This window comes from Rubrivirga halophila, from assembly GCF_046845755.1.
Classification (GTDB): Bacteria; Bacteroidota; Rhodothermia; order Rhodothermales; family Rubricoccaceae; genus Rubrivirga.
In genome coordinates this window covers 349,228-367,554 of the sequence record NZ_CP177357.1, presented here as the reverse complement: position 1 = coordinate 367,554, position 18,327 = coordinate 349,228, and the positions used below count along the sequence as shown (strand labels likewise).

Sequence of the window (18,327 nt, the reverse complement as noted above, 5' to 3'; positions counted from 1 at the left end):
GTGGAGGCGGCCGACGTTAGGTCGGCCGAGGCATCGTGTCAAGAGGGGCGCCACGCCGTGCCCGATCGCCGCCGCCCTCGGCGGGCGGTCGGAACCGCGCCCGCCCCGTCCGGGGTAGGCCCCCGTGGCTGATTCCCCGACCCCCGCGACGCCCGCCTGGCGCCCCCCGCGCGGGCTGGCGCGGCGCCTGGGCGCGCTCCTGTGGCCGTACCGCTGGCACGTCGCCGCGGCGCTCGCGCTGACGCTCGTCGTCGCGTTCCTGGGCCCGCTCCGCCCGCGCCTGGTCCAGACCGCCGTCGACGACCACATCGTCACGGGCGACCTGCCGGGCCTGCTCCGCATCGTGGGGCTCATCGCGGGCGTGCTCGTGGCCGAGGGGGTGGCGTACTTCGCGCTCGGCTACCTCACGCAGTGGGTCGGGCAGAACGCGCTCTACGACCTCCGCACGCGCGTCTTCCGCTTTATCGAGCGCCAGCGGCTGGCGTTCTTCGACGGCACGCCGATCGGCACGCTAATCACGCGCGCCACGTCCGACATCGAGGCGCTCGCGGATCTGCTGTCGGCTGGGGCTGTCACCATCCTGGGCGACCTCGCGCGGCTGCTGTTCATCGGCTACTTCATGCTCTCGCTCGACCCCGAGCTGGGCCTGGTGGCGCTGCTCGCGCTCCCGCCGATGGTGCTCGTGACGGAGGTCTTCCGGCGCAAGATGCGCGCGGCGTACCGCGAGACCCGCAAGCAGGTCGGCCGCCTCAACGCATTCCTCCAGGAGCACGTGACGGGCATGAGCGTGGTCCAGATCTTCGGCCGCGAGGCCGAGGAGCAGCGCCGCTTCGAGGCCGTGAACGACGCCCACCGCGACGCGCACATCCAGACCGTCCACTACTACGCGCTGTTCTACCCCGTCGTCGACATCATCGCCTCGGCGGCGCTGGCGCTGGTGATCTGGTTCGGCGGGACCGAGGCCATGCGCGAGGCCGTCACGATCGGCACGCTGATCGCGTTCGTGCAGTACGTCCGGATGTTCTTCGAGCCCGTCCGCAACCTGTCGGACCAGCTCAACTCCATCCAGAGCGCGTTCGCCGCGTCCGAGCGCGTGTTCGACCTGCTCGACGACGACCAGTCGCTGCCCGAGCCCGCCGAGCCAGCCGCCCTCCCCGCCGCACGCGCCGGCCGCATCGCGTTCGAGAACGTGTGGTTCGCGTACGAGCGGCTCCCGGAGGATGAGGGTCAAGAGGTAAGGGACGAGGGGCAAGGGGCTGACGAGACCGAGTCTGCGCCGTCCCCCGACTGGAACTGGGTGCTCCGCGACGTCTCGTTTACCGCGGAGCCCGGGCAGACGCTGGCGCTCGTCGGCGCGACCGGCTCGGGGAAGACCACGATCCTGTCGCTGCTGATGCGGTTCTACGAGCCCCAGCGCGGCCGCGTCACGATCGACGGGATCGACGTAAAGGACCTCCCGCTCGGCGAGCTGCGGCGCCAAGTCGGGCTCGTGCTCCAGGACGTGTTCCTCTTCTCGGGCACGATCGAGGAGAACGTCACGCTCGGCGCGGAGGTGTCGGCGGAGCGCGTGGCCGAAGCGGCGGCGCTCGTCGGGGCCGACTCGTTTATCGACCGCCTCCCCGAGCGGTACGGCTCGCCGGTCGGCGAGCGTGGGGCGACCCTGTCGCTCGGCCAGCGCCAGCTGCTCTCGTTCGTGCGGACGTTGCTCTACGACCCGGCCGTGCTCGTGCTCGACGAGGCCACGTCGTCGGTCGACACCGAGACCGAGGAGATGGTCCAGCGCGCCGTCGACGTGCTGATGGAGGGGCGAACGGCGATCGTCGTCGCCCACCGGCTCTCGACGGTCCAGCACGCCGACCAGATCTTGGTGCTGCACAAAGGCCAGGTGCGCGAGCGGGGCGGCCACCAGGCGCTGCTGGCGGCCGACGGCTTGTACCGGCGCCTGTACGAACTGCAGTACGCCGATCAGGAGCGGACCGCGGCGTAGCACACGGGACAAGCACGTCGGAGGAAATTCCTGGCGCCCTGCGCTCGGTAGTTCCCCGCGGTCCTGTATCCTTGAAGACCCCCGTGACGGTGCCAGGCCTGTGGCCTCCCTTTCACTGGTTCGTCCGATGTCCACGTCTACCCCCTATCGACGCCTCGCCACTCTCTCGGTCGTGTGCGTCGCTGTCCTGCTCGCGGCCCCCGCCCACGCTGCCACCATCACCGTCGACTCCGACACCGACGACGGCTCCGGCGGGTGCACCTTGCGCGAGGCCATCGAGTCCGCCAACACCGACGCCGGCGTCGGCGGGTGCGTGGCCGGCGACGACGCCGACGACACCGTCGTCTTCGACGCGGGCGTGACGTTCGTCCAGCTCACCTCGCAGATCACGATCACCGAGGCGCTGATCCTCACCGGCAACGGGGCCGCTGCCACGACCGTCTCGGCCGCCGCGGGTGCCCGGGCCTTCGAGGTCTCCAGCGACGAGGACGTGGACCTCAACGACCTCACCGTCACGAGCGCCGGCAGCACGGCGGGCACGGGGTACCCCGCCGACGGCGGCGGCGTCCTGCTCTCGGGCCTGGCCCGGCTGACGGTCACCGACACGGTGTTCTCGAACCACAGGGTCTCGGGCAGCGGCGGGGCCATCTGGGTCTCCGACGGCGGCGCGCTCAGCGCGGTCACCTCCACGTTCACGGGCAACCGCGCACGGGGCGACGCCTCCGATCAGGGGGGCGGGGCGATCTACTCCAACGCCGGCGTCCTCTTCGTCGACGCCAGCACCTTTATCGACAACCGCGCGATCGGCACGTCCGGCTCGGGCGGCGCCATCTCCAGCCCGAACGTCGCCGACGTGGACATTGAGGCGTCGACCTTTACCGACAACCGCGCCCAGCGGGCCGGTGGCGGCATCGAGCTCGTCGGTGGGACCGTCACGATCCTCGACTCCCAGTTCATCGGCAACACCGCCGGGGCCAACCCGGGCAACGGCGGCGCGGTCCACATCGCGGGCGACGCGACCGTCACCGTCTCCGGGTTCGGCAGCCCGTCGTCGGCCGTGGGCAACCGCGCCCAGGAGGGCGGCGCGTTCTGGGTCGGCGGCTCGGCCAGCCTCACGCTCGAGAGCATGGACGTCACGGGCAACTTCGCCGACGGCCCGGCCTCCGACCAGGGCGGCGGCGGGATCTACGTCGACGGCGCCGAGCTTTTCGCGACCGGCGTCACGATCGCCGACAACCGCGCACCCGGCGCCTCGGGGTCCGGCGGCGGCCTCTTCGTCAACGGGGGCTCGGCGTCGATCTCGGACGCGACGATCTCGGACAACCGCGCCGCGCGCGCGGGCGGGGGCATCGAGACGCTCGGTCAGGCCACGGTCACGCTCACCGACGGCACGGCGCTCACCGGCAACGTGGCGGGCACCGCGCCCGGCAACGGCGGCGGCCTCCACATGACCGGCGACGGCTTCGTCTCGCTCGACGGCACGACGGTCTCGGGCAACCGGGCTGCGAACGAGGGCGGTGGGCTGTGGGCCTCCAGCACGGGCGCCATGGACGTGCTCCGAACGGAGGTGACGGACAACCGGGCCCCGCGCGGCGGCGGGCTCTTCCAGCAGGCCGTGACCGAAACGCCACCGCCCGAAGGGTCGACGGTCCAGAAGACGCGCGGCCGCAGCGCCGACGCCCAGGCGACGAGCGGCGTCCTCATCGGGGCGTTCGTCGGGGAGTCGCTGGTCTACGCCAACCACGCGCTTCGCGGCGGCGGCCTCTTTGCCGACGGCCCCGCGACCGTCTCCAACTCGACGGTCGCCGGGAATGAGGCCCGCTTCGGCGGCGGCGTCTACTCCGACGAGGCCGTCGTCTCGCTCCTCTCGGCGACGGTCGCCCGGAACACGGCAAGGACCTCCGGCGGCGGGCTCTTCAACACCGACCCGAACAACGGCGGCGACCGGTTCGTCACGCTCCAGAACACGATCGTCGCCGAGAACACGGCCGGGTTTCAGGGCCCCGACCTCCAGGGCCGCTACGGGTCCGACGACCACAACGTGATCTCGACGGCCCCGAGCGCGGCCGCCTTCCCGGCCCAGGCCAACGACCAGCTCTCGACCGACCCGCTGCTCGAGATGCTCGCCGACAACGGCGGCCCGACCCGGACGCTCGCGCTCGGCGCCGGCTCCCCGGCCATCGACGCCGGCGCCACCGCGCTCACCATCGACCAGCGCGGCGAACCCCGCGACGACGGTTCCGACGACGTCGGCGCCTTCGAGGCCGGCGCGGCGCCCATCGTTCTCAACGAGGTCCTCTACGATCCGCCCGCCGGCACCGCCGGCGACGCCAACGGCGACGGCACGCGCAGCTCGAGCGAGGACGAGTTCGTCGAGCTCGTCAACGTCAGCGGGGCCGACCTCGACCTCTCGGGCTACACGCTCGGCGACGACGACACGGCGGGCGACTTCACCTTCCCCGCCGCCACCATCCTCGGCCCGGACCAGGCGGCGGTCCTGTTCGGCGGCGGGACGCCGACCGGGCTCTTCGGCGGCGCCCTGGTCTTCGTCGACGACGGGACCATCGGGAACGGCCTCAGCAACACGGGCGACGTCGTCGAGCTGCGCGACGCGGGCGGCGTGCTCGTGGCCTCCGTCGCGTACGGGACCGCCGGCCCGGACGGCTCGGCGACGGCCCAGGCGCTCGCGCGCGAGCCCGACCTGACGGGCGGGTTCGTCCCGCACTCGACCATCGCGACGAACCCCGTCGACTTTTCGCCGGGCACCCAGAACACCAGCGGCGATCCGTTCCCGGGCTCGTCGGCCGACGCCGGCCCGCCGTCGCTCGCGACGGCCGCCGACGCGCCGGTTTCGCTGACGGCCCGCCCGAACCCGTTCTCGGCCCGGACGACCGCCAGCTTCTCCGTCGCCGAGGCCCAGCCGGTCACCGTCACGCTCTACGACGCGATGGGGCGCCGCGTCCAGATACTGTTCGCGGCCCCGGCCGAGGCGGGCCGACCGGTCACGGTGTCGGTCGACGGGTCGGCTCTGGCGACCGGCGCGTACGTGCTGGTCCTCGAAGGCCTGCACGTCCGGACGACGCTGCCGGTCACCGTCGTCCGCTAGAGGTCCCCCTCCGACGGGCGGGCGCGAGGCCCCCGGCTCCGGCGGGGGGCCTCGTTTTTCGGGACCGCCACCGGAGGCTTGACATCGCCTGCGCGGTGACTTATCGTTAATCGCCGATCAGCGATCGGACTTGTTCCACCCACACCCCCGGTCCCATGACGACCTTCCTCCCGTGTTGCGACGACGACGAGTGCTGCCCCGACGGCCTCGACGATCGCACCTGCTGCTGATCACGCGGGCGGCGGGCTCCGGCCCGCCGCCCCCTTCTCGCCCATGACCGACGACGACCGCCTCGCGAGCCAGGCCAAGGCCCTCGCCCACCCCTCCCGGATCGCCATCCTGCGCGTGCTCGGCACGCGGGGCGAGTGCGTGTGCGGCGAGGTCGTCGAGATCGTCGGGCTGGCGCAGTCGACGGTCTCGCAGCACCTCAAGGTGTTGCGCGAGGCCGGGCTGATCTGCGGCACGACCGACGGCCCGCGCTCATGCTACTGCCTCGACCCCGCCGCGCTGGCGGCGCTCGCCGCCCACCTCCGCACCTTCGTCGACTCCCTCACGCCTGATGTCTGCTGCTGACCGCCGCTCCGTCCTGTTCGTCTGCACCCACAACTCGGCGCGCTCCCAGCTCGCGGAGGGGCTCCTGCGCGAGCGCTGGGGCGACCGCTACGAGTCGTTCAGCGCCGGGACCGTCGCGCGCGGGGTCCACCCCGGCGCCGTCGCCGCGCTCGCCGAGGTCGGCATCGACGCGAGCGGGCAGACCTCGAAGACCATCGACGACCTCGGCGACCGCGCGTTCGACGTCGTGGTGACGGTCTGCGACAACGCCCGCGAGGCGTGCCCGTACCTCCCGGCGCGCGAGCGCAACGTGCACCAGGCCTTCCGCGACCCCTCGGCGGCGCCCGAGGCCGCGCACGCCGCCTCGTTCCGCGCCGTGCGCGACGAGATCGCCGCCTGGCTCGACGCCGAGTTCGGCGGCCTCTCGGCCCCGACGCCGGCCGAGTGGCCCGCCGTGCGCGCGCTGCTCGACGCCAGCGGCCTGCCCTCCTCCGACCTGTCCGACGCCGACCGCGAGCGGTTCCTCGTCGCCCGCCGCGACGGCGCCGTCGTCGGCTGCGTGGCCGTCGAGCCGACCGGCGACGCCGGGCTGCTGCGGTCGCTGGCGGTCGCACGCGAGGCGCGCGGGGCCGGGCTGGGCCGACGGTTGGTGACGGCCGCCGAGGCCGCCGCGCGGGCGGCGGGGCTGACGGAGCTGATCCTGCTGACGACGACGGCCGCGCCCTTTTTCGAGGCCCTCGGCTGGTCGCCGATCGACCGCGAGACCGCGCCACCCGCGATCCGGGCGTCGACGGAGTTTGCCGGCCTGTGCCCGGCGTCGGCCGTCTGCATGGGCAAAGCTTTGAGCCCTGCGGGGATCCGGGCACCGGAGACGGGCGGCGCTCGTTGAGGCCGGAGTCCGCCTCCACCGTCATGTCTCGCATCCCGCTCGTCGCCGCCCTCGCCCTGCTCACCGTGCTCGCCGCCGGCTGCTCGACGTTCGAGGAGGCGGTCGGCCGCCCCGACCCCTTCGAGTGGACCTACTTCGAGGGGTCGCCCGAGGCCGTCATCGACGCCATCGGCGCGACGTTCCAGCAGACCGGCGTGCGCGTCGAGTCGTACCGCGATGAGGCCGGTGGCGTCGTCATCACCACGTCGTCGCGCCGGGGCTCGGCGCAGACGGCCGACATCCTGGTTCAGGCGACGACGGAGGAGGGGTTCCGCTCGCGGGCCCAGCTCTACCCGACGGGCGACCCGCTGCCCCGGTGGCTGGAGATGGAGATCTCCGGGCGCCTGTAAGCAGGCGGCTGGCGCCAGCGGGGGTAACGTGCACGACATGCGCCTCCCCCTCACCCTGCTTGCGTGTGCCGCCGTCGGCTGCGCGGGCCCCGCCGCCGTGCCCGTCGCCCCCGCCGAACCGCTCGTGGAGTCCGTCGAAGCCGTCGTCGCCCGCTACCCCGAGGCGACGGTCGCCGTGGCCGTGCGCCAGGGCGGCGGCGACGCCGAGACGCGGTACGCGCGCCTCGGTGACCGCCCGTTCCACGCGGCCTCGACGATGAAGGTGCCGGTGATGATCGAGGCGTTTCGCCAAGTCGCCGACGGGCGCCGCGCCTGGGACGACCCCGTCCTCGTCGAGAACCGGTTCCGGTCGATTGTCGACGGGTCGGCGTACGCCATCGAGGACGACACCGACGACGCGCTGTACGAGGTGCGGGGCCAGACGCTATCGCTCCGCAACCTAGTCGACCGCGCCATCACGACCTCGTCGAACCTGGCCACGAACCTGCTGATCGGGCTCGTCACAGCCGACTCCGTTCAGGCGACCGTCGACCGCCTGGGGGCGCCCGGGATGCGGGTGCTGCGGGGCGTCGAGGACCTGAAGGCGTTCGAGGCCGGCCTCAACAACGAGACCACGGCCGACGCCCTCGCGACCCTGCTGGCGGCCTTGCGCGACGGCCGCGCCGTGTCGCCCGAGGCGGACGCCGAGATGCTCGACGTGCTCGACGACCAGGCCTTCAACGAGATGATCCCCGCCGGGCTGCCCCGGGGGACGCGCGTGGCCCACAAGACGGGCTGGATCACCGAGATCCACCACGACGCGGCGGTCGTGTACCCGCGCGGCTCCGCCCCGTACGTGCTGGTGATCCTGACGGAGGGGATCGCGGACCGCGAGCGGTCGGCGCGGCTGGGGGCGGAGATCGCGGCGGCCGTCCACGCGGCGCTGGTGCGGTAGAAAGGGCGGCGGTCGCCCCCCTCCCCCTGTCCGAGCGCCCCTGAGTGCAGCGATGGGCGCTCGGACAGGGGGGGCCGTCGCGCCGGAGCAGAGACGCGTCACGCAAGCGGGTGTGCCCACCCCGGCGCCGAGGTGGGCGGGGGCCGGGAGCGGCGGTGGCGCGCGCGCGTAGACTCCGCGCCCTTCTCCCTGTGCTCGTGCCTCTCCGTCGCCTCCCCCTTCTGCTCCTGCTGGCGGTCGCCGCGTGCGCCGGTCCCGAGCGTGTGGCCCCGCCGCCCGCGCCCGCCCCGCCCGTCGTCGTAACACCACCCGCCCCACCGGCGCCGCCCGCCCCGCCGCCGGCCGACCCGATGGAGCGGGGCGAGATCGTCGACGCGAGCACGCTGCCCGGGCCGATGCGCGAGTTCCGCGGCGCCTGGGTCGCGTCGGTCGCCAACATCGACTGGCCGAGCACGCCCGACCTCACGACCACGCAGCAGAAAGACGAGTTGGTGCGCTTGCTCGACCGGGCCGTCGCCGTCGGGCTCAACGCGATCGTGCTCCAGGTGCGGCCCGCTGCCGACGCCCTCTACTTTTCGGCGCGGGAGCCGTGGTCGCGCTACCTCACCGGCCAGGAGGGCCGCGCGCCGAACCCGTGGTACGACCCCCTCCAGTTTGCCCTCGAGCAGGCCCACGCGCGCGGGCTCGAGCTGCACGCCTGGGTCAACCCGTACCGCGCCGGCCACCCGGCCGGCCCGGGCACGCACGACATCACCCACATCGCGCGCCAGCGGCCCGACCTGGTCCGCCGCTACGGCGACTACTTGTGGCTCGACCCCGGCGAGCCCGACGCCGCCGACCACTCGATGGACGTCATCCTGGACATCGTCCGGCGCTACGCCATCGACGGGATCCACCTCGACGACTACTTCTACCCGTACCCGGTCAACGCGCGCGGGCGCCGCGTCCAGTTCCCCGACGCCGACAGCTACGCCCGGGCGCGCGCGGCGGGCGAGACGCTCAGCCGCGACGACTGGCGCCGCCAGAACGTGGATCGCTTTATCGAGCGGCTCTACCGCGAGGTCAAGGCCGAGAAGCCGCACGTCTTGGTCGGGATCAGCCCGTTCGGCATCTGGCGGCCCGGCAACCCGGCGTCGGTGACCGGCTTCGACCAGTACGCCGAGATCTACGCCGACGCGCGGAAGTGGTGGCGCGAGGGCTGGCTGGACTACCTCGCGCCCCAGCTGTACTGGGCCATCGACAGCCGGGGCCAGAGCTTCCCCGCCCTGCTCGACTGGTGGGGGGCCGAGAACGCGAGCGGGCGGCACCTGTGGCCCGGCCTCTACGACAGCCGCACGCTGCCCGACGTGGGCGGCTACACGCCGGGCGAGATCGTCGACCAGGTCGAGCTGGTCCGCCGAGACCCCGAGGCGACGGGGACGATCCACTTCTCGATGAAGGCGCTGTTCGCCGGCCGCGCGCTCGGCGACCGGCTGGCGGCGGGCTCGTACGCCGAGCCCGCGCTCGTGCCCGCGTCGCCGTGGCTCGACGCCTCGGCGCCGGACGCGCCGCGCGTGGCGGCCGTCGCCCGCGGCCGCGCCGTCGACGTGATCGCCGAGCCGGGCGGCGCGGGCGCGGTCCGCCGCTACGTCGTCCGCGAGCGGCGGGGCGGGGCGTGGACGTGGCACGTGGTGTCGGCCGACGTCGGGACGCTCGTGCTCCCGGCGGGCAGCCTGCCGGTCACCGACGTGGCCGTGTCGGCGATCGGGCCGTCTGGCGTGGAGGGGCCCGCGCGCGTGGTGGCCGTCGAGTAGGCGCTCAGCTCGGCAGACCCCTGTCCGCGCGACGCCTGGTAGGGAGCGCTGGGGCCAGCACCGGGGCATCCCGCCAGTCCAATACGCCGCCGCGCGGACTGTCCCCCTTGGCAAGGGGGACACCGCGAAGCGGCGGCGCAGCCAGCTTGGACGCGGCGCGCCAATTCCACAGGTTGGCTGTCCCCGTGCGCGTCCGAGCGGGGGGTCTGCCGAGCACCACATCTCCAACGAAGTCTGTCCGAGGCACGCAGCGCGTGACCCGGTGGAGCTTGCGGGCGGCCCGTCCGTACCATCGGTCCTCTCCCCCCGCCCCTCGCATGGACGACGCCCCGCTCCCCGACGCCTCCGCCGCCACGACTGTCACCGACGGCGACCCGCGCGTCGGGCTCGACACGGCCGGCGCGCCGGACCAGCGGAGCCCGTGGCGCTGGGTGCCGTCGCTGTACTTCGCCGAGGCACTGCCCTACATGGCCGTGATGGCGCTGGCCGTCATCCTGTACAAGCGGATGGGGATGACGAACACCGACATCGCGCTGTACACGAGCTGGCTGTACCTGCCCTGGGTCATCAAGCCGTTCTGGAGCCCGGTCGTCGACGTGCTCAAGACCAAGCGGCTGTGGATCCTGGCGACCCAGGTGCTGATCGGCGGCGGGCTGGCGGGCGTCGCGTTCACGCTGCCGACGCCACTCTGGGTGCAGGGCTCGCTGGCGTTCTTCTGGCTGCTCGCGTTCGCCTCGGCCACGCACGACATCGCGGCCGACGGCTTTTACATGCTGGCGCTCGACGAGCACGACCAGGCGTGGTACGTCGGCATCCGGAGCACCTTTTACCGGGCCGCCATCATCGCCGTCTCGGGTCTGGTCCCGATGCTGGCGGGCGCGCTCGAGAGCTCGACCGGGCTGGGCGCCGTCGACGTGGAGGTCCGCGCCGTGCCGGCCGCCGCCGACGACTCGCTGGCGCAAGCGACCGAGCTACCGCTGGCGGCGACCGACCGGACGTCGGGCGCGGGCGCCGAGCGCGGCGACCTGACGCTGTCGGCCTCGGCCGACGACCTCGCGATCCCGCTCGCGCTCCGCCCGACCGACGAGACGGCCGCCCTCGTCGCCCAGGCGCGGGAGGCCAACACCGCCGCCGGGTTCTACCCCGTCGACGAGGGGCCGGCCACCAGCGACGACGGGCCGTCGTGGTTCGGGCGCACGATCTCGGGCCCGCTCGGCGCCGCGCTCGAAGCGGCCTTCGGGACCGAGCGCGAGGCGGCCTCCGACGTGGCCGGGAACGTGGGCGTCGTCGCGTTCCGACTGTCGGGCCCGCCGCCGGCCGGCGAGGAGGTCGCCGTCAACCTCGGGATCGAGGACGGCGACCAGAGCTTGAAGCTGGTCGAGGGCGGCCAGCGGTTCACGTTTACCGAGGCCAACTGGGACCGCCCGTTCCTGGCCGTCGTCCAGCTCGACCGCAGCCTCGATGCGCCGACCGCGGCGACGTTCCGGGCGACGTCCGGCAACATCCCGCTCGCGTGGTCCATCACGTTCTTCGTGCTCGCGGGCGTCTTCCTGCTCATCATGGCGTGGCACACCGTCGCCCTCCCCCGGCCGGCGGTCGACGTGCCGAACGCCGACGGCGCGGGCGGCGGCAGCGGCATCCTGCAGTACCTCGCCTTCCTGGCGCTCTTCATCCCGACGCTCCTCGTCCTGCTGATCCCGATGATGGCCGCCGGGCTCGTGGCGCCGCGCACGACCGGGCCGTGGGGCCGCATGTTCCGGGCGCTCCCGTTCTCGGGCAGCCCGTTCGCCGAGACCATCACGTCGTTCTTCGAGAAGCCCGAGGTCGGCATCGCGGTCGCGTTCGTGCTGTTCTACCGGTTTGCCGAGGCCCAGCTCGTCAAGCTGGCGGCGCCGTTCCTGCTCGACTCCGTCGAGGCCGGCGGGCTGGCGCTGACGACCGGCGAGGTCGGGTTCGTCTACGGGACCGTCGGCGCGCTGTGCTTGACGATCGGCGGCGTGCTCGGCGGGATCCTGGCCGCGCGCGACGGGATCGGGAAGTGGCTCTGGCCGATGGTGCTCGCGATCAACCTCCCGAACGCCGTCTACCTCTTCCTGGCCGTCGCCCGGCCCGACAACTTCTTGGTCATCAACGCGGCGATCGCGCTCGAGCAGTTCGGCTACGGCTTCGGGTTCGCGGCCTTCCTCCTCGTGCTCATCTACGTGGCCGACGGCGAGCACAAGACGGCGCACTACGCGATCGGCACCGGCCTGATGGCGCTCGGCATGATGATCCCGGGCATGTTCTCGGGCTGGCTCGAGGACATCGTCGGCTACCAGAGCTTCTTCGTCTGGGTCTTGATCGCGACGATCCCAAGCTTCCTCGTCACCGCGCGGATCAAGATCGACCCGACGTTCGGCCAGAAAAAGGAGGAGCCGGCGGCGGCGTGACCGTCCGCCCGCTCTGGCCCGACGACCTCGGCGCCGCGCACGCGCTGTGGTCCGCCGGCGCCCTACTCTACCCGCTGGCGCCGGACGCGCTCGCAGACCTGCTCTGGGGCGACGGCGCGAACGCGCTCGCGGCCGAGTCCGACGGCCGGCTCGTCGGGCTGGCGGTGGGCGCGCTGTGGCCCGTCGCCGACGAGGTCCGAGGCAGCGTCCGCGCCGTGCTCGTCGCCCCCGACGCGCGGCGGCAGGGCGTCGGCACGGCGCTGCTGGAGGCGATCGAAACCGACCTGCGCCAGCGGGGCGCGACGGAGGCGCGGCTCGTCGAGGGCGCGCCGGTCTACCTCACGCCCGGCGTCGACGCGCGCGCCACGGAGGCGCTCGCGTTCGTGGAATCGCGCGGCTACGCTCCTTTCGCCGAGTCCGTAGACCTCGCTGCCGACCTCGACCAGCCACTCGACACGGCCAACGACGAGGCGCGGCTGGCGGCGGCGGGCGTGTCCGTCCACCGGGCGCGCGAATCGGATCGCGACGGGCTCGCGGCGCTCCTGGACGCCCACTGGCCGGCGTGGCGGGCCGAGGCGGACCGGGCGCTGGCCCAAGACCCGCCGCCGCTCCACGTCGCCGTGCGAGAGGACCACGTGCTCGGGTTCGCCGCCCACAGCGTCACCCCGCTGGCGCGCGGGCGGTTCGGCCCGATGGGGACGGCGCCCGAGGCGCGCGAGCTCGGCATCGGCGCCGTCCTCCTGCGCCGCGGCCTGCGGGATCTGCGCGACGGCGGGCGCGAGCAGGCCGTGATCGGCTGGGCCGCCGCGCTCCCGTTTTATGAGTTGGCGGTCGGCGCGACCGTCGCCCGGCGGTACCGGCGGCTGGCGAAGGCGCTCGGGTAGCGGCTTGCGATCGCCCCCGCCGCGGCGGAACGCCCCTATTCGCCGCTCTCCGCGAGCCCCAGCGCGTGGACCATCAGCGCCGCGCGCAGGTCGTCGTCGGTGACGGCCTCGAAGGGGATCGCGAAGCTGACCGTCCGGCCGCGCGCGACGGCGGCGGGCCGCTCGTAGTCGCCGTAATAGCGGACCGTCCGCCCCTCGCCGACCGGCGCCAGCACGTCGCTGGCACGGACGGCCGTGTGGTCGGGCCCGTACTCGGTCACGAACGGCACGAAGGTGCCCTCCATCGCGAGCGCCCGCGTCGCCGGCGCCTCGCCGGGGACCGCCACGCCGGCCGCTTCCGCACCCAGGCGGTTGCGGACCCACGCCGCCGAGGCCGGGTCGCTTGCCGCGTCGCTCGCCCAGTGCGCGCCCGACACCACGAGGGCGCCGCCGCCATCGAGATACGCGCCGAGCCGTTGGCGGAGGGCGGTGGGGAGCGCCTCGAAGGCCGGCGGTCGCGTGTCGTCGGGGTCCGGCCACGGCGTCCGCTTTTCGAGTCCCAGCGCCAAGTCGACGGCGGCGAAGCCCGGCAGCGCGACGGACCCGCTGGCGACGGCCTCGTCGGACGCCGACCCAAAGGAGCGGCCCGCCTGCAGGAGCGCGCGGCCGTGCGCGGCGGCGTGGTCGCGGTCGTTGCCCCGGATCGCCCGGCCCTCCAGCTCGCCCCCGCTCGCGCCCCAGCCCGGGCGGGCGTCCGAGACGTACTCGGCCGACGGGTCGAACTCGCGCTGCGCGCCGACGGCGACGACGCCCAGTCCGTCCGGCACGCCGACGGGGTCGACGAAGCCCGCCCGAGTGCGTTGGTCGATAGCATCCGGCGCCGCGATGCGGTCGAACCCGTCGACGACGAGGACCGTCCCGCCCGAGCCGGCCGCGCGGCCGACCGCGAGGGCTTCGGACGGCTGCCCCTCCCCGCCCGCGTTCACGCCCGTCACGCGGTAACTCCGCACGACGCCGACCGGCGGCGCGGGCAGGCGGACGCCCGTACCCTCGACGCGCGTCCCGCCGTCCCACCCGCGCTCGCCGTCGCGGGTGTAGACGACGTAGGCGTCGGGTGCCGCGTCCGGCTCCAGCGGGTCGGCCTGCGGGCGCCAGCCGAGGGCCACCTCGGCGCCGCCGAGAAGTGCCTGAAAGTGCGTCGGGCGGAGGGGCTGGGGGACGAACGGCTCGCCGCGCTGCTCGGCGAGAAACCGTCCGATGCCCTTGTAGACGGCGCGTGCGGCGTCGAACCGGAAGCGCGGGTCGAGGGCGTGCCGCATGTCGCGGTAGTTCTGGTGCGAGAGCAACTCCAGGAGGAGCGCCGGGACCGTCGGGCGCGTCGCCTCGGAGTAGGCGCGGTCCCACAACGGGCGCCGCGGCCAGGCCTCTGTGTACAGCGCGCGGAGGTCGTTCACGACCGTCGTCTGGACGCCGTCGGCGAGGTCCCGATTCGCGAGCCGCGAGACGCCGTTCGGAAACACGCGCGTCGAGTCCATCCCGGGCACGTTGTAGATCGCGAGCGTGCCGACCAGCCCGTCGCGGCGGATGCCCGCGTCGGTGTGCCACGCGAGCACGAGGTCGACGGGGATGCCCAGGCCCGGGTTGTCGCGGTCGTCGGTCGGGCCGAAGGGCGCGCCGCGGAGCCAGTTGGCCCACTCGCCGCGGCTGCGGTAGTCGTCGGTGTAGTCGTCGTCAGGCGCGCCGGTGAGGTTGTAGACGCTGGCGGGAGCGCCGGCGAACTGCTCGTAGTAGCGCGCCGCCTCCAGCCAGCGCGGGCGCCCGCTCGTCCGGCCCTCGCGCGCCACGATCCCGAGCCCGCCCCCGAAGCGGACGGCGTCGGCGGAGACGGTCTCGCCCGCGGTCGCAGCTGTCAGTGTGACGGACCCCGCCCGCCCGGCCTCGAACTCGAACGTGCCGAGGTACACCCACGTCCCGGCGCCCATCGACTGGTTGACGAGGACGTCGGTCGTCCCGCCCGCGTGTGCGATCCGGTAGCGCGCGGCGTCGGAGCGGTCGGGCCCGGCGGCGTAGCTGACGTGGACGGCGTAGGCGCCGGCGTGCGGCAGGTCCGGCGTCCACGTCGCGGCGGTGCTGGCGGCGGAGCTCCCGGCGGCGGCGCGCGAGCGGCCGACGCGGAAGGGCAAGACGCCGTCGGCGTACTGCGCGCGGGCGCCGAACCCGACCGGCCCGTCGATCCAGAGCCCGGTTTCGGAATAGCCCGGCGTGCCGTCGTCGACGATCACCTCGGTGGGCAGGGGGTCGCGCTCCCTGGGAAGCAGCGTGACCGCCCCGGCGCGCTCCAGCATCGGCGCCAGCTCGCGCGTCACGAAGCCGACGGTCAGCACGTCCTCGACGGTCGTGAACAGGCGCGGGCGCTGCCAGCCCCAGTCGCTCGCGCCCGCGTTGTAGGTCCACCCGTGGCTGGGCCACAGCGCGACGTGGCGCCCGCTGAGCCCGGCCGCAAGCGGGGCCGCGTCCGCCTGCGTCAGCGGCGGGCCGTCCACGGGCGGGGCCCAGACGCGGCTCGCGTCGCGCTCGTGCGGCGCGCGCTCGGCGTTGGGGATGAGCGCGGCGAGGGCGTCGCCGCGCGTCTCGACGCGGACCGGCGCGCCCGGATACCCGCTCCGCAGGCCGCGCGCGATCGCCCGCTCGAACGCCGCGACGGTCGCCGGCCGCATCGGCGCGTCGCCGAGGTCGCGCGAGAACCGCACGACGACCGTGTCGCGCACGACGGCGATCTCCTCCAGCTCGACCCCGCTCGCGACCGGGACCCCGCACCCGCCGGACCGGCACGCCGCCAGCGCGGCGGTCACGCCCGCCCGTGCCTCGGCGGTCTTCGCGGCCGTCTCGATCACTTCTGTGCGCGGCGGCGAGGGCGGGGTCGGCGGCGCTGACCGGGGCGTCGGGTCGACGGCAGGGCCGGACGCGCCGCACCCGGCGACAAAGACGGCGAGGACGACGGCGAGGCGGGCGGTCATGGGCGCGGGGGGAGGTCGGCACGGTACGCCCGGCCCGGCGGTCCGTTCGGCCGCCCCGGCGTGCGGCCCCTCCGCAGGGCCTCGGCGCTCGCGAGCCTTGCTCGGATGCCCGCGGCCACCGACCGCCGCCCCACGATCCCCCGCCAGACACGGACGCGCATCGTTGACACGAACTCGCGCACCACAAAGACGCGCACAATCACCGGTGTTCGTACGCATTCTGCCGGTCGCCGTGCACGTTTCGCCGGTCGTCGCGCTCATTTGACCGGTCGCCGTGGACGTTTCGCCAGTCGACGTGCGCGTTTACCCGGTCGCCGGGCTCGTTTGCACCGTCGTCGTGGACATTCTGGCGGTCGCCGCGCTCAGTCGCCCGGTGACCGTGCGCGTCCGGCAGGCTGCCGTTTTCCTTTGACTGGTTGCCGTGCGTGTTGCGACGGTCGCCGTGCTCGGCAGACCCCCCGCTTGGGCGCGCAACACGGAGCGCCATCTGGGGAGGACTGGCGGCGGCGGAGCCAGTCCGCGTGGCGTCGTGCCATGCTGGCGGAGGCTGCTCAGTGCTGGCGTCAACCCCTCCCCCTTGTCGCCGCGCGGACGGGGGGCCTGCCGAGCGCAAGCCCTACCGCGCCACCGCCAGCCCCGCCGTCGCCCGCGCCCCGCTCGCCGACACCGCCCGCACCACATACGCCCCCGGCGCCCACCCCGACGTGTCCACCTCGACGCGCCGCGCGCCGTCCCACACCGCCACCTCCCGACCCAGCGCGTCCACGACCACGATCCGCGCGGCTTGCGACACCTCGACCGTCGCGCCGCCAGCGGTCGGGTTCGGGAAGACCGCGACGGAGAGGGATTTCGGGGCTGGCGCAGGCTCGCCCGCGACCGCCCACGCCGGGCCCGTCGTCCGCCACACCCCGTTGTCCGTCCCCGCCCACACCCGACCGCTCGCGTCCACCGCCAGCGTCGACGCGCCCCACCCCGGCCACACGCCGCCCGGGCACGCGCTCGGCGCCGACCCGCACGCCCCCGTCGGGGGGCGCTCGCCCGACCACGGCGCCAGCCCGCCCAGCGGCGACCACGTCCGGCCCCCGTCGCCCGACCACAGCACGGCCCCTCGGTCCCGGCCGAACGGCCCCCCTTCGACCCGCCGGACGGCCAGCACGAGCGACCCGTCCCCCAGCGCGACCACCTCGGGCTCCCCAGCGAGGTCGGGCCGGTCGAACCCGTAGTCGGCCTGGACCAGCGCCGACCGGCGCTCCCACGTGATCCCCCCGTCGTCGCTGGCGAACACGTACACGTCGCCGCCCCGGCTCCGAGGCCCGAGCGCGGCGGCGTACACGGCGGCCCCGTACGGGTGGCCCGCGTCGGGGGCCACGGCTAGCCCCGAGACGATCCAGAAGGCGTCGCCGTAGAGCGAGGACGCCGCGAACGTCCGGCCCCCGTCGTCGGAATAGAGCGCCCCGGCCCCGACGCCCATCAGGAGCCGCCCGGCGGGCAACGCCGCCGAGGCCGGGACCTCGGCGAAGGCGAGCTGGCGGAGGTACTCCGGGGCCGACTCCAGGACCTTCGTCCAGGTCCACCCGGCGTCGTCGCTCCGGCACGGCCCCGACAGGAGCCACAGCGTGCCCTCGCGGCCCGGCCCGCTCGTCCGGTGGAGCTCGGAGTCGACCCCGGACCCGTCGCAGTCGTCGGTGTCGACGTTGTCCCAGGTGGCCCCGAAGTCCCCCGAGCGAACGAACGGACGCGGACCCGTCCCGTGAGCGGCGAGCACCAGACCCGACGTGTCGGCGTAGAGCGCGTCGACGACAAAGTCGAACCCGGTGAACGTCCACGCCGCCCCGGAGTCAGGGGCGGCCGGTCCGCCAATCGGGTTCACGAGTCGGTAGACGCCATTCTCGTAGCGGCTCGACGCGATGCGGAGCGCGGCGTATGGGTCTGTCGGGAGCCCAAACGGATCGCCGCTGTCAAGGAGACCGATGTCCCACACCGCGATGCTGTCCGGGCCGACGAACTCCCAGGCCACGTCGGGCGGCGACGGCTGGGCCGCCGCCGTGCCCGTGAGAGCGAGGAGCACGAGGAGTCGGATCGGCATGGGCGCTACCGGAGCACGGTGAGCGTCCGGGCCTCCGTGCGGCCCGCCGCGCTCAGGCGCACAACGTACGTCCCCGGCGCCAGCGACCCCGCCGCCAGCACCGCCCGGTGCGCGCCCTCCGCATGGGCCCCGTCGGCGAGCACGGCCACCTCGCGGCCCAGCACGTCGAGCACCACGACCCGCGCCCGGCCTGCTTCGGCCACCCGGTACGGCACGGCCACGACGCCCGTCCCTGGGTTCGGGTACGGCGCTCCCAATCCACCGGAGACGGACGCCACCGCG

General features: G+C 74.3%; 13 protein-coding genes. 10 read left to right on the top strand and 3 right to left on the bottom strand.

What is annotated here, in order from left to right; all coding sequences use genetic code 11:
• The first annotated feature begins 124 nt into the window (after nt 1-124).
• The 9 genes from ACLIRP_RS01530 to ACLIRP_RS01490 all read left to right on the top strand — a co-directional run bounded on the left by ACLIRP_RS01530 (nt 125) and on the right by ACLIRP_RS01490 (nt 12,963).
• Nucleotides 125-1,987, top strand: coding sequence for an ABC transporter ATP-binding protein (locus ACLIRP_RS01530; RefSeq protein WP_412062191.1), 1,863 nt, complete (start codon nt 125-127; stop codon nt 1,985-1,987).
• 127 nt (nt 1,988-2,114) lie between these two features.
• Nucleotides 2,115-5,093: a choice-of-anchor Q domain-containing protein gene (locus ACLIRP_RS01525; protein ID WP_412062190.1), complete on the top strand. Its 2,979-nt coding sequence runs from the start codon at nt 2,115-2,117 to the stop codon at nt 5,091-5,093.
• 273 nt (nt 5,094-5,366) lie between these two features.
• The gene (locus ACLIRP_RS01520) at nt 5,367-5,666 is read left to right on the top strand and encodes an ArsR/SmtB family transcription factor (RefSeq protein ID WP_412062189.1); all 300 of its coding nucleotides are present in this window, start codon (nt 5,367-5,369) and stop codon (nt 5,664-5,666) included.
• Nucleotides 5,653-6,534, top strand: a complete 882-nt coding sequence (gene arsN2, locus ACLIRP_RS01515) for an arsenic resistance N-acetyltransferase ArsN2 (RefSeq protein WP_412062188.1) — start codon at nt 5,653-5,655, stop codon at nt 6,532-6,534. The genes ACLIRP_RS01520 and arsN2 overlap by 14 nt, the downstream gene beginning before the upstream one ends.
• Nucleotides 6,535-6,557: 23 nt before the next feature.
• The gene (locus tag ACLIRP_RS01510) at nt 6,558-6,923 is read left to right on the top strand and encodes a hypothetical protein (protein WP_412062187.1); all 366 of its coding nucleotides are present in this window, start codon (nt 6,558-6,560) and stop codon (nt 6,921-6,923) included.
• 37 nt (nt 6,924-6,960) lie between these two features.
• Nucleotides 6,961-7,857, top strand: a complete 897-nt coding sequence (locus tag ACLIRP_RS01505) for a serine hydrolase (RefSeq protein WP_412062186.1) — start codon at nt 6,961-6,963, stop codon at nt 7,855-7,857.
• A 395-nt stretch (nt 7,858-8,252) separates the two neighbouring features.
• Nucleotides 8,253-9,650, top strand: a complete 1,398-nt coding sequence (locus ACLIRP_RS01500; RefSeq protein WP_412062185.1) for a glycoside hydrolase family 10 protein — start codon at nt 8,253-8,255, stop codon at nt 9,648-9,650.
• A 317-nt stretch (nt 9,651-9,967) separates the two neighbouring features.
• Nucleotides 9,968-12,079 carry an MFS transporter gene (locus ACLIRP_RS01495; RefSeq protein ID WP_412062184.1) on the top strand — a complete coding sequence of 704 codons (2,112 nt, stop codon included), beginning with the start codon at nt 9,968-9,970 and terminating at the stop codon, nt 12,077-12,079.
• The gene (locus ACLIRP_RS01490) at nt 12,076-12,963 is read left to right on the top strand and encodes a GNAT family N-acetyltransferase (RefSeq protein ID WP_412062183.1); all 888 of its coding nucleotides are present in this window, start codon (nt 12,076-12,078) and stop codon (nt 12,961-12,963) included. The genes ACLIRP_RS01495 and ACLIRP_RS01490 overlap by 4 nt, the downstream gene beginning before the upstream one ends.
• Before the next feature lie 35 nt (nt 12,964-12,998).
• On the opposite strand, the gene ACLIRP_RS01485 is transcribed toward ACLIRP_RS01490, so the two are convergent.
• Nucleotides 12,999-15,959, bottom strand: coding sequence for a xanthan lyase (locus ACLIRP_RS01485; protein WP_412062182.1), 2,961 nt, complete (start codon nt 15,957-15,959; stop codon nt 12,999-13,001).
• Nucleotides 15,960-16,233: 274 nt separating this feature from the next.
• Between ACLIRP_RS01485 and ACLIRP_RS01480 the strand changes: the two genes are divergently transcribed.
• The gene (locus ACLIRP_RS01480; RefSeq protein WP_412062181.1) at nt 16,234-16,371 is read left to right on the top strand and encodes a hypothetical protein; all 138 of its coding nucleotides are present in this window, start codon (nt 16,234-16,236) and stop codon (nt 16,369-16,371) included.
• 204 nt (nt 16,372-16,575) lie between these two features.
• On the opposite strand, the gene ACLIRP_RS01475 is transcribed toward ACLIRP_RS01480, so the two are convergent.
• Nucleotides 16,576-18,045, bottom strand: coding sequence for a T9SS type A sorting domain-containing protein (locus tag ACLIRP_RS01475; protein WP_412062180.1), 1,470 nt, complete (start codon nt 18,043-18,045; stop codon nt 16,576-16,578).
• 5 nt (nt 18,046-18,050) lie between these two features.
• Nucleotides 18,051-18,323: a T9SS type A sorting domain-containing protein gene (locus ACLIRP_RS01470; protein ID WP_412062179.1), complete on the bottom strand. Its 273-nt coding sequence runs from the start codon at nt 18,321-18,323 to the stop codon at nt 18,051-18,053.
• Between the last annotated feature and the right edge of the window lie 4 nt (nt 18,324-18,327).

Coding starts and splice junctions, on each gene's coding strand:
- ACLIRP_RS01525 (WP_412062190.1), top strand. CDS start 2,115: ATGTCCACGTCTACCCCCTATCGACGCCTCGCCACTCTCTCGGTCGTG.
- ACLIRP_RS01520 (WP_412062189.1), top strand. CDS start 5,367: ATGACCGACGACGACCGCCTCGCGAGCCAGGCCAAGGCCCTCGCCCAC.
- arsN2 (WP_412062188.1), top strand. CDS start 5,653: ATGTCTGCTGCTGACCGCCGCTCCGTCCTGTTCGTCTGCACCCACAAC.
- ACLIRP_RS01510 (WP_412062187.1), top strand. CDS start 6,558: ATGTCTCGCATCCCGCTCGTCGCCGCCCTCGCCCTGCTCACCGTGCTC.
- ACLIRP_RS01505 (WP_412062186.1), top strand. CDS start 6,961: ATGCGCCTCCCCCTCACCCTGCTTGCGTGTGCCGCCGTCGGCTGCGCG.
- ACLIRP_RS01500 (WP_412062185.1), top strand. CDS start 8,253: ATGCGCGAGTTCCGCGGCGCCTGGGTCGCGTCGGTCGCCAACATCGAC.
- ACLIRP_RS01495 (WP_412062184.1), top strand. CDS start 9,968: ATGGACGACGCCCCGCTCCCCGACGCCTCCGCCGCCACGACTGTCACC.
- ACLIRP_RS01485 (WP_412062182.1), bottom strand. CDS start 15,959: ATGACCGCCCGCCTCGCCGTCGTCCTCGCCGTCTTTGTCGCCGGGTGC.
- ACLIRP_RS01475 (WP_412062180.1), bottom strand. CDS start 18,045: ATGCCGATCCGACTCCTCGTGCTCCTCGCTCTCACGGGCACGGCGGCG.